Consider the following 15,763-nt stretch of genomic DNA (forward strand, 5'->3'; position numbering starts at 1 on the left):
AGAGAAATTGAGGCAGCTATTGTTGCTGTGCTAGAAAGCGGGTCAGATCTTTCCCGGCCGCTTGTCGAAGCGCTTTCAAACGATTGGTCGTTGAATTTATTAGGAAGACTGCCTTGGGATTAACTCAAAAGGCAATAAAATCTTCATAGGCTTCGGATACTTGCCTTCCATTCGGTCGATGAGCATGGATGCAGCGGTGTGGCCGATTTCAAATTTCGGGATATGAACGGTTGACAAGGATGGTTCCGTATACTGCGAAACATCAATGTTATCAAAACCGAAGATCGCTAGGTCATGAGGAATTCGCAGTCCTTGCTCGGATGCCGCCCGAATGGCGGCGATGGCCATGACGTCACTTGCCACAAACATGGCCGTTGGCAAATTGTTGCGATCGCGATTGGCGGCAATGAGTTCGGTCATGAGTTGATAGCTGGTTTCGATTTGCCAATCGGCATCCAGAATCCAATCCGGGTTGATGTCCAAGCCCGCCTCGGTCATGGCATACTTATAGCCGCGGAACCGTTTCTCTTTGCTCAAGTCCCTTGCCAATCCCACCCCGCCGATGAATCCGATCCGTGTATGCCCCTTCGTGATCAGATGCTTCACGGCTGCTTTCGACGCTTCAAAGCGGTCGATTTGAACGGTGGTGACGGAGTGATCGTTCACATCGATACCGATCAATGTTTGGACTTTGGCTTTAACCAATTGATACACTTCGTGCGGAATGCCGCCGAGTACGATCAATCCGTCCACTTGACCCTTGACCAATACGTTTTGCAATATTTTCGGGTCGTGAAACTCATCTAAGGTATGGACAAACGAAAGATGAACATGGCGTTCATTGAGCCCTTGTTCAATTCCTTTAAGTACTTCGGAAAAATAGGGATACGAAAATTTGGCATGCGGAACGGATACAATGCAGCCGACCTTGCCCGCTCGGGACGGCTCGCTCTTTAATCCTTTGGCTAGCTTCTGAGCCCAAGCATTCGGTTGATAGCCAAGTTTTCTGGCCTCATCCCATATTTTATCTCTGGTCTCTTCGCTGACAGATCGCGAAGTATCGTTATTGATGACTCGCGAGACGGTCGAAATCGATACTCCGACTTTCTCCGCAATATCTTTTAAGGTAGCCAAAAAAATCTCTCCTTGCCAAATGTTTGCGCCAAACATTTCCAAGAACAGACTAACCTTGTTACATAATATTGTCAACACCTCTATTGTAACCGCTTTAATCCAATATTTATTTGCGGTGGGCCGCTTTGTAATTTTGGCGCAATATTCATTATTGTTTGCGCCAACAAATGTTCTGAAGCTCCTCTAGTATCGCGTTTTTCACTTTTTCATAGTACGCCTTGCCTCTTCGGTAGAGATAGCAATAAGCCCTAAAAGCCCGCACCTCCCATGCCGGAGATGCGGGCTCTGCTTGCGGCACCCAAGCCGCGTCAACAGTCTCTTTTATTCATGCACTTCCGTAAACAGCTTGCCCAGCTCCTGCATCGCTTCTTCTTCGCGTTCGCCGTCGATCTCGAGCGTGACTTCGTCCTGGGCGGCGATGCCAAGTGTGAGCATGCTCAGCGAGCTTTTGCCGTTGACCTTTTTGCCTTTGTTGATGACCGTGATTTTGCACGGATACTGGCTGGCGGCTTGAACGAACGTTTTGGTCGGACGGACGTGGAAGCCGGTCGGGTTGGTGATTTTAAAGGTTTGGGTGATCATGCGTTTGTATCTCCTCCTTGCGTATGTTGCGTTACAAATTGCTGAATGGACTCCTGATCCGGCAGCTCCATCACTTGTTCGGATAATCGTGTCCATTCGTCGTAGGACAGACGGCCGATGAGTTCACGGGCCGGAAGGATCGAGCCGGCGCTCATGCTGAATTCATGAAGACCGAGGCCGAGCAAAATCGGGATGGCGGTGTGATCCCCGGCCATTTCGCCGCACATGCCGACCCATTTGCCTTCCCGGCGGCCGGCTTGGATGACCATTCGGATGAGCCGCAAAATGGCAGGATTCGTCGGCTGGTACAGGTAAGATACGGTTTCGTTCATGCGGTCTGCGGCCATCGTATATTGAATCAGATCGTTCGTACCGATGCTGAAAAAGTCCACTTCCTTGGCGAACAAATCCGCCGACACCGCGGCTGCCGGTACTTCGATCATCATGCCGACTTCGATGCTGTTCGACACTTCTACGCCTTCCGCCATCAGCTTCTGCTTCTCTTCGTCGAGAATGCGCTTGGCTTCCCGCAGCTCGGACAGCACGGCGATCATCGGGAACATGATTTTCAAGTTCCCGTAACGGCTGGCCCGCAACAGTGCCCGCAGCTGCGTCCGGAACAAATCCGGCCGATCCAGGCAAAGACGCAAAGCTCGCTGGCCGAGGAACGGGTTCGCCTCACGCGGCAAGTCGAGATATGGCAGCTCCTTGTCCCCGCCGATGTCGAGTGTCCGAATCACCACGGGTTTGCCGTTCATTTTTTCCAACACATACTTATAGCTGTTGAACTGCTCTTCCTCCGTCGGAAGTTCATTCCGCCCCATATACAGGAATTCCGTACGGAACAAACCAATTCCTTCTGCACCGTTATCCAAAGCCTTCTGCACATCCTCGAGCTTGCCGATATTGGCCGCAAGCTCGACGCGATGCCCATCCGACGAAGCGCTTGGACGACCAACCCACAAAGCGAGCTCTGCTTTGCGCTGATCGTAAGCTGCCTTCCGTTCCGCGTACAAGGCCAACTCCTCGTCCGTCGGTTCCACGAGCAGGATGCCTTCGACCGCGTCCATGACCACCGGCGTACCGGTCGCCACCCCGCGCAGCCCAGCGCCAGCCCCGACAATTGCCGGAACGTCGAGCGACCGCGCCATGATGGCAGAATGCGACGTGCGGCTTCCGATCTCGGTCACGAAGCCGCGCACTTTGCCGAGGTCCAGTTGAGCGGTGTCCGAAGGCGTCAAATCCTCCGCAATCAGCACACACTCATCCGGCATAGCCGACAAATCCGAGCTCTCCACGCCGCGCAGGTGTCGCATGACCCGCCCGCTCACGTCCTTGATATCCACCGCACGTTCGCGAAGCAGCTCATCGTCCATTTGCTGCAACATTTCGATGAACGTTTGAGCCGTCTCATACAGCGCAAACTCAGCATTTTGACCGTTTTCCTGCACCTTTTCGATAACAGCATCTATTAAATCCGGATCTTCGAGGATGAGCAGATGCCCTTCGAAAATTTCGGCTTTTTCCGCACCCAATTTTTCCTCAGTCGACTTGCGGATCCGCTCCAGATCTTCCTGGGCACGCGACACGGCCACGCGAAAACGCTCCGCCTCCGCCTCCCGGTCCATCACCTGGTTGTCCGCGGGAACATATTCTTCTTCGGGCTTCAACACGAAAGCCGATGCAATCGCAAGCCCGGGGGAAGCCCCGATTCCTTTAAAAATTTCTCTCATCGCAGCCCATCCTTTCTCCCCGTCACTTCAAACCTTTGAGCGACTCGTAAGCCTCCACAATTTGCTTGTGTAACGGATGATCTTGCGCCAGTCCGGTATACTTCGCCACCGTGTCTCCGATACCGCTCTGCTGCAGCGATTGCTGAAGCTCGACCGCTTCCGGATCCTCCGAATAGTCGAACAAGAGCGCCGCCGCCACCGATTTGGTCAGATGCGGAACGTCCATGCCGAATTCATGAGCCATCCGTGCGGGCCGGATCAGCCGGTCGTCGGGCGAAATTTTGCGAATCGGCGACCGCCCTACGCGCACCACTTCGTCGGTCAGGTGAGGATTGCGGAAACGATCCAAAATTTTCGAGATATACGCTTGATGCTGCTGCTTATCAAATCCGTATTGCCGACAAAGCGCGGCACCGGTTTCTTCCAACGCGCCCTTCACTTCGGTCACCACGGCCTTGTCATTCATCGATTCCTGAATGGTGTCGAACCCGTTCAGAAATCCATGATAAGCCGCCGTGCAATGCCCGGTGTTCACGGTAAAGAGCTTCCGCTCGATGTAGGGTTGCAGCTGATCGGCGTAATGCACGCCCGGAATCTCTTCCGAACCCGGCAGCATGGCCGAACGGTCGACCACCCACTCGTAAAACGGTTCGACGATCACTTTGAGCGGGTCTTCATTTTGCTGAACCGGGACAATCCGGTCTACCGCCGCGTCGGGGAACGCCACCTTCTCCCCGGCTTCTTCCCGAAGCTCAGCCGGCAGATGTTCGAGCACAAGCCCCTTGAGAATCGTGCTTCCTCCGATTGCGTTCTCGCAGGCGATGACGTGAAGAGGTGCCGCATCTCCCGATGACAGCCGCTTCCGGATGCCCGCAGCGATATTTTCGGCAATGAATTTCAAAATGTTCACGCCCACCGCTGTCGTCACAAGATCGGCATCCGCAACCGCATCCGCCACGGCTTGCTTATCGTTGCCGCTAATGGCGGACACGCCCCGCACGATGGTCGTTTCGCCTTCTTCACTCGCCAGCTGAACCGGGTATTCTCCCCGCTCGTTCAGCAGCGCGACCAACTGTTCGTTCACATCGACGAACTGAACATGGTATCCGGCTTGGGACAGCAGCAGGCCGATGAAGCCTCGCCCAATGTTCCCCCCGCCAAAATGGACGGCTTTCTTCATGCCTCCACCGCCTCTTCGAACATCCGCAGCAGCTCTTCCTCCGACTTCGTGTTCAGAATACGCTGCATGTCCGCTTCCTCCGACACGAGTCCGGCCACGCTCGCCAGCACTTCCATGTGCTCGTCACCGAGCGCCGCCAATCCGATCACGAGACGAGCCGGTTCATCCCCGCCGAAATCCACGCCGTCGCCGGCCAACACGAGAATCGACATGCCGGTGGAGCGGATCAGCCCTTTGGCTTCGTTCGTGCCGTGCGGCATCGCCAGTCCGGCTCCGAGGTAGGTGGAAGAAGTGTTCTCCCGGTCGATCATCGCATCCACATATTCCGGAGGCACATGTCCGCCATCGACGAGCAGCTGGCCCGCGAGCCGGATCGCTTCATACTTGTCCTTCACCTGCACACCCAGTCTGATTTTCTCTTTGGCCAAAATACTCATATAGCATCTCTCCATTCCTATTTGTTCTCTATATAAATTTCCAAATGATGCGACAAGAACACCCGTATGCGGTCCTCGTCCTGTTCCTCCAGCAGCCGGATCAGCTCGGGCGACAGCAGCATGCCGCTGATCTCGCTGAGCACCTCCAGCGCCTGCTTACTCAGTTCCTTCGGGGCGAGCATGAGCAAAATTTGCCGGGCGAACGACGCGCCGTCCGCCTCGTAAACCATCCGGTGCGGAAAGCGGAGGCGGAACAGCGCCAGCACGGGTTCGCGAACCGAATCGCTGCGGGTATGATAAAGGGCCAGCTCCGAATCCGGAATCAGCAGGCTGCCTTGGCGTTCGCGTTCGATTAACTGCTTAACGATCGAATCCTTGTCCTCCGAATCCCATTTCGAAGGAACCATGTCCAGCATCCGACTTAGCATTCGCTCCATGTTCCCATTTTCGGGCGGCTCGTTGTTCAACTCATATACATGAAAAGTTTCAAGCAGGCTCGTCACGATGGGGGCATAGGCGGAAATCCGCTTCAACCGATTCCAGGCTCCGTTGTCTTTCGCGGGATCTTCCCCCGCCGCCGGCCCGGCATGGGCGGTCATCTCCCGAATATGCGAGCGGAGCTTCTCCGTCTCTTCTCGGGTGAGCAGCGGGCTCAGCTTGACGTAGCGGTCCGGCTCGACGGGCAAATCGATCGTGCTGATGATCAAATCGTATTGGTCGTCCGGTACCCGTGAAGCTTCGTACCAAGAGTAATTGCCGATCAGGTCGATTTGCGGAATTTCTTTGGAAATCCGCACGGCCAGAAGCTTCGAGGAACCGATTCCGCTCGTGCATACCAGAATGGCTTTCACGTTACCGGGGCTCAGCTTCCAACGTTCTTCCGCCGCTCCGAAGTGCATCGTCAAATACCCGATCTCTTCGTCCGGTAAGGACAGTTCCGGCCAGACTCGGCCGGCGCACCGCCGCACCGTGTCGAACAACTCGCTGTAATCTTTACGAATTTGCTGCAGTAAAGGGTTCCGAATCGTTTCACCTCTCCGGATGCGGTCGAGCGCCGGACCTAGATGCCGGATCAGGCCGTCCAGCAGGGAACGGTCTCTGCTGAGCTCAATTTCCATACGATTCTGAACGCAGCGGATGAACGTCACGGTCCGGTCGGCGAGTTGAAGTCCGTATTTCTCTAAAATGACGGTCGACGCGTCGGCCGCACTTTCTCTCGCTTCGTCGAACATAGCTTGGAGGAAATCCGCTTCTTTGGCGGGCAGCTCGAGTCCAAGCGTTTCGGCGAAACGGGAAAGCTTGATGTTCGACCCGATGGTCTGTCGCGCGCCAATATTGTCGTCTTTGTCGGAGGCGGCGGTATCCAGTCCATGCTTCCGCTTGATTCGCGTAATCACCACCGACAATCGGATGAGCAGCTTGGTGTACTCAGATTCACCCACCTTGGCGCCCCATTCCTCGGCTTGCTGCCACAACGCCTGCTCAATCTGCAGGAACGTATCCTTGCCGACCAAATCGAGCAGCCGGCGGGTTACCGGCGATTGCAGGGAGTTGTCGGCGGGAGCGCCGAACCAGTCGGAGTGGTCCAAATACTCTTCCGCCATCCAGACGATAAACCGCCGCTTGGCCGTTTCCGGACCGGCGATCTCCACCCCGTAGCCTCTTCTTCGGACGAGCTCCAATCCGTGTCTCTCCAGCTCGGGATGCAATTCGTCCAAATCGCGGCTGACCGTCGGGATCGCCGCCTGCACCTCGCGGGCTAAGGTGAACAGCTTGGCGGGCTCCTCTTGTTCGAGCAGCCGGCACAGGAGGAGAACTTTGCGCTCGTCCGGCGAGTAAGCTTCCGTCTCCGAGCGGCGCAGCTCCTCCTGAAACCGGGCCAGCAGCGAAGGGCTGCCTTGCAGGGAAATGCCGACCCCCGATTTCTTCACCAGGAACAACCCATGCTGCTCAAGGACGGGCTCCAGCTCATGCAGCTCGCGGTGAACGGTTCGGGCGCTTACGCCGGCTTCCGCGGCGAGCCGGCCCGCGGTCACTTCCTCCTGCCGGCTGAGCAGCACTTCTAATATGCGCCGCTGCCTGTTCGACACTTTCATCCGCGCGGACTCCTCTCCACCATCCATACCGTACAAACGGGCGAAACGCCGACGTAATTTATACGTCAGCGTCACGCTTCCTTGCTGCTTTGCCGATTATTTCCCTAACCGTTTCACGAGCGCGTCGTATTCGGGGCTGTTCATAAAATTGTCGATCGAGATGTGCTCAGCTTGTGGAGCTTTGTCTCTCGCCCGGTCGGTCAACGTTTTCTGGGTGATGACGATATCTGCGTCCGCGGGAATATCGTTGATCGCCGTGTTGACCACGGTCACGTCGCTGCCGGCCGTTTTCAGCTTCTTCCGCAGCACGGAAGCTCCCATGGCACTTGACCCCATTCCGGCGTCGCAAGCGAACACGATTTTGTCCACACGTGCCGCCGTGTTGGTTACAGCTGGAGCCGCAGCGGCAGCCGCTTGCCCTTTGGACTGGGCTTTCATTTCCTGAACTTTGGCCGTTGCCGTTTCCAGATCGTCCGCCTGATTTTTACGCGAAGTTTTCAGGAGCAGCGAAGCGACCAGGAAGGAAGCCGCCGTCGCAAGGATGACACCCAGGAGAACCGGGAACAACCCGCCTTTCGGCGTCATGGCGATGTAAGCGATGATACTGCCCGGCGAAGGAGCCGCAACCAAACCGGCACCTAACGCCGCGAAAGTGCCCGTACCGACAATGCCGCCTGCAATTGCCGCCAGGAGAAGGCGGGGATTCATCAGCACGTACGGGAAGTAAATCTCATGAATCCCGCCGAAGAAATGAATGATGATGGCGCCCGGCGCCGAATTTTTCACCGTGCCACGTCCGAAAAGCCAGTAAGCAAGCAGAATGCCGAGACCCGGACCCGGGTTGGACTCGAGCATGAACATGATCGACTGGCCGACTTTAGCGGATTGTTCCACGCCGATCGGGCCGAGAACGCCATGGTTGATCGCATTGTTAAGGAACAAAATTTTGCCGGGTTCAATCAGGATGTTGACCAGCGGCAGCAGGTGGGCGTTCACGAGCGCATCGACGCCGTTGGCCAGCCCTTTGCTGATTGCTTCCACGACAGGTCCGATCCCTTTGTAAGCCAGCACGGCAAGCAAGCCGCCGATAATGCCGGACGAGAAGTTGTTGACGAGCATCTCGAAGCCCGATTTGACCTTGCCTTCGATCGATTGGTCGAACTTCTTCAGGATCCAGGCCGCGAGCGGTCCCATGATCATCGCTCCGAGGAACATCGGAATGTCGGTTCCGATGATCACGCCCATCGTCGCGACGGCGCCGATGACGCCGCCCCGGTGTCCGTGTATCGCATGACCGCCCGTGAAACCGATCAGCAGCGGAAGCAAGAACCGGATCATCGGACCCACAAGCTCTGCCAGGCTCTTGTTCGGCAGCCAGCCGGTCTCGATGAACAATGCGGTGATCAAGCCCCACGCGATGAAAGCGCCGATATTCGGCATCACCATGGCGCTTAAGAATCGGCCGAACCGTTGGATGGCCACTCGGGTTCCGCCGTCAGGCGAGCCTTGCTGTTTCGTTATGTCGCTCATAAGAGAAACTCATCCTCCTTCTAATATTACCCATTTACCCGGAATGGTACATATGATGCACCAGCTTTCCTTTTCTCATCATAAATCGTAAGCGTTTGCAAGATCAATGAAAGGAAAAACAGCTTTCGTCATGAAAGCTGTTGACAGGATGTTACTCGGAAGAGGTTCTATTTAGATTCTAAAATGGAACTGTGAATCGTTAACTGGTCGTTGTTGTAGCTAATGACAACATAGTGCTGCTGTTTTGTTGCTGTCGTCGCGAATTGTTCCTTCGCCTGTTTTCCATTAGCCTCGACCTCAAATGTATAGACGTTGGCGGGAAGCTTTAGGTAATAATTTTGTGCGCCGGATGAAGCAAGGCTTTTCGTCGCAAACCTCTGACTGTTGATGGAAATATCGAAATTAACTTTTTGCTTGATCGCACTGGCATTTTCTATAAGGAGAATGACGTTCGGTTGATCATCCATGCCGGCTACAACGTATCGTTCAAACGATTGCTTTTTTTGCATCTGGAACAAAAGAAGAATGACCACTGCTAGGACAATAATGGAAGCGGCTATTCCGATGGTTGTTTTTTTGCTTACCAATGGTCATTCGCTCCCTTTAGCTCGGTACTACCGGTCTGCTGAATTAGACACTTGGCACTAGGGAATAGTTGCAATCCCCAAAAAACTACCACCTATGTGGTCCAAGGTACCGCAACTGTCTCCAGTCCACACTCCCTATTCCTCACCGATGTCTGACAGACGAGTCAAAATGTGCCATGTCGATGCCACGCCAAATGTTGTTCACCCTCACTTGCTCCGGATGATCGAATACCAGGAACGCAGTCGGCAAGTAGCGAGGCCCAGCCTTGCTCGCCGGCCGGTTCATGACCTGGTTGTCCTTCACCAGTACGGTGGAGGACCCGCCGTCCAGATTGGCCGCGGTCACCGCTCCTTTTTCGAGCAGGATCTTCTGCACGTCATATAGAGTGGCGCCGATCGAGTATCCCGGCTGCCGGCCGTCGATGATCACGAACATAATCGTGCCGTCTTTCCGCTGGGCCATGCAGGTGCGCGGCGCGATGCCCCAGCCGTCCGCTTCGTTACGGACCAGCCCTTTGCCGTTCACGATAAATCTCGGCTGGAAAGTCACCGCTTCGCTGACGCCCATGTCCAGCAGTTCGGACGGCTTGTATTTGCCGGCTACCATCAAGCCGTTGCGGTCGATTCCGACCACATTGACGGGCGTATTCATACCGACATCCTTATACAAAATTTTACCGCCCGACATGACGATACCGGCAGGCTTGAAGCCATTGCCTCTCCAGTTCGGGTCGTCGAACGCCCCGCCGTTCACCCCGGCGATCGCGCCGGTTCGCTGCACCATGCTGAGCACCCGCTCTCCCCGGCCCACCGTATTCGTGGTCACGACTCTGAGCATTTTCGGGTCATGGACATACAGGATGTAGCCTTGAAATTTTTTGCGCGAAATCGGCTCGATCTCCACACTGTCACTCGGGTGAGACGACAACCGGATATTGTGCTGATCCTTCACCTTCGCCATGGCGTCGAACTCTTTAAAGTAATTCGCTACCCGCCGATCCAGTTCGGCCTGGCCGATTAAATACTTCGCCCAATTCCGGTGCTGGCTCGTAATGAGCGTATCCGCCATCATGTAGCGTAAATCGGATCCGGAAGGCGTGAAATAAAACCAGCCGCCAGCGCCCAGTACGACGATCAGCAGTACCGCGAACCAACGCGCAAACCGCTTTTTCCTGCGTTTCGGAGACTTATGAGCCTTTTTACGATATGTCTGTCTGTTTGTTCTCGTTGCGATATCGCGCTCCAAAATCCCACTCCTAACTGTCTGAATGATTGCAGCAAGCCACATCTCAGACAGCATAGCGGAATCGGATTAACTAACCATTAAAAATGGGATGATTTAACGCGTTTTCCGCTCATTTCCCAACGCCAGCTCTATTGCCCCATACAACCCGGCATCGCTCTCGAAGCGGGCCAGTACCAGCTGAGGCGGATACGGCACAAATTGCTCCACCCGCTTCCGTAAATACGGCAAAACCTCTTCATTCCTCGCAGCCATTCCGCCTCCGAACACCACAATTTCCGGATCCCACGCAATGACGAGATTGATTAAATGGAACGCGATTTCCTGATACCTGTCATCGAGAAACTTCCGCGCCGCTTCATCCGTCGCAGCACGAGCGTACAGCTGCTTGGCGGTCAACGGTTCACCGAAATGCTTGCTGGCCTGATCTCCGATTCCTTTGCCTCCGCAGTGCTCCTCGAAGGGGGCGACTCCTTGGTGATAACCGGCCTTCTCGTCTTGGCTCCGGAGGAAGTAAGCAACCTCTCCGGAAGCCCCGTTGTGTCCTTGAAGGACGCGGTCTCCGAGCGTGAAAGTAATGGCAATGCCGGTGCCCATGTTCACATAGATCCCGTAGTCCTTCCCCTGAAGGGCACCTCTCCGGACTTCCGCCAACGCCGCCGCTTTCACGTCGTTGTCGATGCGGATCGGGACGCCGGGAAACGCGGCTTGCATCGCGCCGGGAATGTGCAGTTGATCCCAACCGGGAACGTTCGGCGCCATCTCGACCCGGTCCGCGTGTGTAATCCCCATCGTCGAGATTCCTACACCCGCCAGTTCTCCACCGTACGATTGCTTCGTTCGCTCCACGAGCTCCCGGCCGGCGGACAGCGCCTTCTCCAACGCCGTCGGACCGTCACCGCATTCTACCGTGCTGAGTTCCACCCGCTCGAGGATCTCCCGATCCGGCGTCGCCGTCGCGATCGCCATCTTGGTACCGCCGAAATCGAATGCCAGTACGAATGATTTCATCCTCATAACCTGCCTTAGTAAATGTCGTTACAGCGCATAAACGAAACCCCTCGACAACGAGGCTTCTGTTTCTATCCGGGAATCTACCCTTTCCTTGGCTCGTAGCCCCAGGCTTGATAAATCATCTCCGTCAGCTCGACGACCCGAAGCGCGAACTCGCCCGGCACGAGCACCTCATGACGGCCCATTATCGCGTCGATGAAGCTCTTGTCCTGATTCGTCGTCTGCTCCGGGATCTCCGGATACTCTGGCTCCTGCTGCATGCGGCGGATGGAGATTTTGCCGTTGTCATAGAAAATGCCGCCCGTCTCGCCGCAGAACACATACGTCTCATGCCAGCAAGGCGCATGTCCGACGATGTTCAGCCCCGCAGTCGTGCCGTCCGTGAACCGGATCGACGTGAACGAGTTGATCTCAACCGGCGTCCCCTGCTTATGCAGCTGCGTCGAAACCTCGGCGGGTGTCAGTCCGGTCGTCCAAAGCAACACATCCACAATGTGGCTGCCCGAATCCATCAGCATGCCGCCGCCCGACAGCGACGGATCCTGCCGCCAGGTGCCGGTCGTAAGCTGCGCCCATTCCTGGTAGAGCGACGCCGTGATCGACGTCAGCTTGCCGATGACGCCGGAGGCGATCGCTTCTTTGATGTACAGAAAATCCGGCTGAAAATGTCGCTGATACGAAACTTGAAGCAGTTTACCCGTACGCCGTGACACCTCAATCATGCGCTTCGCCTCATCGGACGAGCAGGCCATCGGCTTTTCGATCAGCACGTGGCAGCCGCTTTCCATCGCCTTCGTCGCTTGCTCGTAGTGAAGCGTGTGCGGGGAGCAAATCACGACCGCGTCGGGCTTATCCTGCTCGAGCAGAGCACCGTAATCGTCGTATTCATTCACTTGTACCAAGCCGAACTTCTCGATGAACTGCTTGCGGCTTTGCGGATTCGTATCGGCGAGTGCGACAATTTCCACTTCCGGAAGCTCCAGAAGCTGCCTGCCGTGCCAATGCGAAATACCGCCCGTTCCAATCATTCCGATGCGTAATTTGCTCATTTTCCCATTCCTCCCCGAATCCTCGTTTTCCCGGTCCCCCGGTCATCCCTTTCGCTGTTTCAACGCATCGACCCCGAGCGCCAGCGCACCGCACAACCCGGCATTGTCGCCCAAGCCCGGTGCTACGATGTACTGCTCAATCTCAGACAGAATGGCCTCATGCTGAACATAGCCGTTCAAATTGCGCTGCACTTCCCGATGGATCAGCGGAAACAGCTGCTCCTGATGCATGACGCCGCCGCCCAAAATCACCTTCTCTGGGGACATCAGCAAAATCGTCGACGCGACCGCTTGTCCGATATAGAACGCTTCGATCGCCCATGCGGGATGGTCGGCGGGCAGCTCACTCCCCTTCGTGCCCCATCGTTGTTCGATCGCGGGACCGGCGGCCATGCCTTCCAGGCAATCCCCATGATAGATGCAGCATCCTTGAAAATCATCTTCCGGATGTCTCCGCGTCAAAATGTGGCCGCCTTCCGAATGGACAAGCCCGTGCACTCTCTTCCCCTCGACATAGACGCCTGTGCCGATGCCCGTACCGATCGTGAAATACACACAGCTTTGAAGATTCTTCGCCGCTCCCCACATCGCTTCGCCATACGCGGCCGCATTCACGTCCGTATCCCAGCCGAACGGCACGTCGAACGCCCGCTTCATCGTGCCGAGAAAATCGAATCCCGCCCAGCCCGGCTTCGGCGTTGTCGTGATGCAACCGTACCGGGGACTCGACACGTCCACATCGATGGGACCGAAACTGCCGATCCCGATCGCATCCGCCTGCCGGCCACGGAAATACAAGATGACTTGGCTCAGCGTCTGTTCCGGATGCTCGGTTGGAAAGCTGACTCTTTCCTGAATTTCTCCTTCCTCATTGCCGATCCCGCAAATAAACTTCGTGCCGCCGGCTTCAATCGCTCCGATTCGCATCGATCGCCTCTCCTGTTCTGTTATCCCTGCTATCCATATTGTAGTAAAAAAACAGGCCATTGTCGCAGCCTGTTTTGCCCTCGTCCTATTAAAAAAATCTCTCCGCACACTCGTCGCACATGTTCACCATTTGGGACGTCCACGTGTCCATCCGTTTTTTCGTGGCCGGCTTCTGCTTGCAGCTTTCGCAAGGACCGCTCGGCGGCTCGCCGTCATCCTGCCAGGGGAATCCCTGAATTTGCGGCTTCGGTTGCTCGAACAATACTTCCACCGTCAATCCCTTCTCCTGGGTCTGGTGGTAGAAAGCCGGCTCGAACAGCGACCAGGTTCGGTCCCACTCGCTCTTCAGTATTTTCACATAGAAAATGATTGTGTGCGTAACGGTGCTGCACGTTTGGCCGACATGCATCAGCGATCGGGTGATGACTTCCGCCGCCGGCAGCTCGCCGTCAATCAAGCTGAGCAAGACAGGCTTACACGCGGACGGCGTTCCGTACGGAATCGTGTTGCAATCGTCGGACCGCAGCCCTCCTTCTACTAATGCTGCCTCATTAATTTCGTCCATGATCGGGCTGAAATCGTATTCCGGATGCATCGGTACTCTCCCTCGTCAACTCGTTGTTGTCAGCCTTCCGCGAGATTTTCCCCTGAGACGGCTCTGCTGCTGGTCATATTTTTGCCGCTTCGTTTGGCTTGGTACAGCAGGCTGTCCGCGGCTTGAAACCATTCATATTTCGTGTACGCTGGCGCAAACGGCTCCACGCCGATACTGACGGATACCGCACTGTTTCCGATTTCCGGTATGTTCGTGCGCACGATGCTGGACCGTATTTTTTCCAACGTCTCGATCGCCGTCGGCAAACTTCTATCTACCAGCACGAGAGCAAATTCTTCGCCTCCGTAACGGGCCGCAAAATCGTCCGGTGTAAGCTCCTTGGAGATCACTTCCGCCAATATCCGAAGGGCCGCATCTCCCGCTTGATGTCCGTAGCTGTCGTTAATCGTTTTGAAGTTGTCGATGTCGATAATCGCGAGCACGGGCGGGACGCCCAATTGCGGCGCGTACCCGATCAAATGATCCAAATAATCGTGAAACGCCACATGATTGTATAGGCCGGTGAGCCCGTCGAGCTTCGTAATCCGGTTCATTTCGACATTTTGCTCGATCAGCATCCGGTTGGAGGCCGTCGTCTCCCGGAGGAAGCGGACCACTTGCCGGTTCCGTTTCAAAATTTGCAAAAGAATGACCATGACGCCGATTTGCAAAATGAAAACGGTAATCAGATCGAAGGTCAACCCTTGATTCCGCCAAGCCGGATTCAGAGAATAAACCGCAACCAGCAGCGCTTCGGACAATATAAACACATAAAGCGAAAGCTTCCGGTTGTAAAAAATGTGGGACACCACAAGCGGAATCATGATCACGAGCATGACCGACTGCACATCGTGATGAAACCAAATCGCGACGGATGCGGCCAGCGACATACCGGTCATCAGGTAATAGTCGACGCCGGGCATCGAGAGAAATACGGCCAATTCGCATGCACAGAGGATGAGCATCATCCAACAGGTACTGGGGATCAAACCCTTCGTCAAGAAATTGGGATAAACAGAGTCCGGCAACAGGAACAAAGAGGCAAGCTGCGCAATGAGATAAAGCCCCGCGCAGATCCACAGACTGTTCATGATCCGGCGGCGCCACTCGGCCATATTCCGTTGCAGAAACTCTTGTTCATCCATGATGTCACCGCGTTTCTGTGCGTTTAGTATGAAAGTTTCAAGACCATCTACCTATAAGATACTCGTATTTCCGATAATTTTCCAGAAAAAAAGTGGAAGCCTCGCGGCTTCCGGTTCACATCTGTCGATCACGCGTGGAGGTATCTTTGGCTCGAAAAGGCTTCGTCAACATCAGCGCATACAGATGAAAATCCGCACGAAGCGACCAGAAGGGATGACCGAATGTGGCCGGCTTATTGCCTTCGATGAAAAAGTGGCTGAACCAAGCCAATCCGTATGCGATCACGGGAGCGAGCAGCAGCAGCCAGTAATTGTTGAGGACGACGGCCAGTATGACGCAAACAAAGACGCACGACGTCCCGACGAAATGCCAAGCTCTCGTAGAAGATTTGCTGTGCTGTGTGAGATAAAACGGCCAAAACTCGGAATAGTTTCGGAATTTCATCTGAGCAGCCTCCTAGGCGGCAAAGTTTATTCAACTCTCTGTTAAGTATTTGAGCATGGAGGCCTG

General features: G+C 55.2%; 15 protein-coding genes. All 15 read right to left on the reverse strand.

All coding sequences use genetic code 11. The annotated features are described in order from the left end of the window. Positions 1-99: 99 nt before the first annotated feature. Positions 100-1,134, reverse strand: coding sequence for a LacI family DNA-binding transcriptional regulator (locus E5161_RS09590; protein WP_136777504.1), 1,035 nt, complete (start codon positions 1,132-1,134; stop codon positions 100-102). A 321-nt stretch (positions 1,135-1,455) separates the two neighbouring features. Then, entirely contained in the window at positions 1,456-1,716 is a 261-nt protein-coding gene (locus tag E5161_RS09595; protein ID WP_136777505.1) for an HPr family phosphocarrier protein, read from the reverse strand. Beyond that, positions 1,713-3,449, reverse strand: a complete 1,737-nt coding sequence (ptsP, locus tag E5161_RS09600) for a phosphoenolpyruvate--protein phosphotransferase (protein WP_136777506.1) — start codon at positions 3,447-3,449, stop codon at positions 1,713-1,715. The genes E5161_RS09595 and ptsP overlap by 4 nt, the downstream gene beginning before the upstream one ends. 22 nt (positions 3,450-3,471) lie before the next feature. Then, a complete protein-coding gene (locus E5161_RS09605; RefSeq protein ID WP_136777507.1) occupies positions 3,472-4,629 on the reverse strand; it encodes a mannitol-1-phosphate 5-dehydrogenase in 1,158 nt (385 codons plus the stop codon). Continuing rightward, a complete protein-coding gene (locus E5161_RS09610; RefSeq protein ID WP_136777508.1) occupies positions 4,626-5,066 on the reverse strand; it encodes a PTS mannitol transporter subunit IIA in 441 nt (146 codons plus the stop codon). The genes E5161_RS09605 and E5161_RS09610 overlap by 4 nt, the downstream gene beginning before the upstream one ends. A gap of 17 nt (positions 5,067-5,083) precedes the next feature. Continuing rightward, positions 5,084-7,162 (reverse strand): BglG family transcription antiterminator, encoded by a 2,079-nt coding sequence (locus tag E5161_RS09615; RefSeq protein WP_169306656.1) that lies wholly within the window; start codon positions 7,160-7,162, stop codon positions 5,084-5,086. 96 nt (positions 7,163-7,258) lie between these two features. Further along, positions 7,259-8,692: a PTS mannitol transporter subunit IIBC gene (locus tag E5161_RS09620; protein WP_136777510.1), complete on the reverse strand. Its 1,434-nt coding sequence runs from the start codon at positions 8,690-8,692 to the stop codon at positions 7,259-7,261. A 167-nt stretch (positions 8,693-8,859) separates the two neighbouring features. Then, positions 8,860-9,279: a hypothetical protein gene (locus tag E5161_RS09625; protein ID WP_136777511.1), complete on the reverse strand. Its 420-nt coding sequence runs from the start codon at positions 9,277-9,279 to the stop codon at positions 8,860-8,862. 142 nt (positions 9,280-9,421) lie between these two features. Then, positions 9,422-10,525, reverse strand: a complete 1,104-nt coding sequence (locus tag E5161_RS09630) for a phosphodiester glycosidase family protein (protein ID WP_425456498.1) — start codon at positions 10,523-10,525, stop codon at positions 9,422-9,424. A gap of 93 nt (positions 10,526-10,618) precedes the next feature. Next, entirely contained in the window at positions 10,619-11,533 is a 915-nt protein-coding gene (locus tag E5161_RS09635; protein WP_169306657.1) for an ROK family protein, read from the reverse strand. 83 nt (positions 11,534-11,616) lie between these two features. Then, positions 11,617-12,585 (reverse strand): Gfo/Idh/MocA family protein, encoded by a 969-nt coding sequence (locus E5161_RS09640; RefSeq protein WP_136777514.1) that lies wholly within the window; start codon positions 12,583-12,585, stop codon positions 11,617-11,619. A 42-nt stretch (positions 12,586-12,627) separates the two neighbouring features. Next, on the reverse strand, positions 12,628-13,512 hold the full coding sequence (locus E5161_RS09645) for an ROK family protein (protein ID WP_136777515.1): 885 nt from the start codon (positions 13,510-13,512) through the stop codon (positions 12,628-12,630). 88 nt (positions 13,513-13,600) lie between these two features. Further along, positions 13,601-14,107 (reverse strand): hypothetical protein, encoded by a 507-nt coding sequence (locus E5161_RS09650; protein ID WP_136777516.1) that lies wholly within the window; start codon positions 14,105-14,107, stop codon positions 13,601-13,603. 29 nt (positions 14,108-14,136) lie between these two features. Further along, positions 14,137-15,252 (reverse strand): GGDEF domain-containing protein, encoded by a 1,116-nt coding sequence (locus E5161_RS09655; protein ID WP_136777517.1) that lies wholly within the window; start codon positions 15,250-15,252, stop codon positions 14,137-14,139. 115 nt (positions 15,253-15,367) lie between these two features. Continuing rightward, on the reverse strand, positions 15,368-15,697 hold the full coding sequence (locus E5161_RS09660) for an Mpo1-like protein (RefSeq protein WP_136777518.1): 330 nt from the start codon (positions 15,695-15,697) through the stop codon (positions 15,368-15,370). Positions 15,698-15,763: the final 66 nt, after the last annotated feature.

The sequence above is a fragment of the Cohnella pontilimi genome, from assembly GCF_005049045.1.
Classification (GTDB): Bacteria; Bacillota; Bacilli; order Paenibacillales; family Paenibacillaceae; genus Cohnella; species Cohnella pontilimi.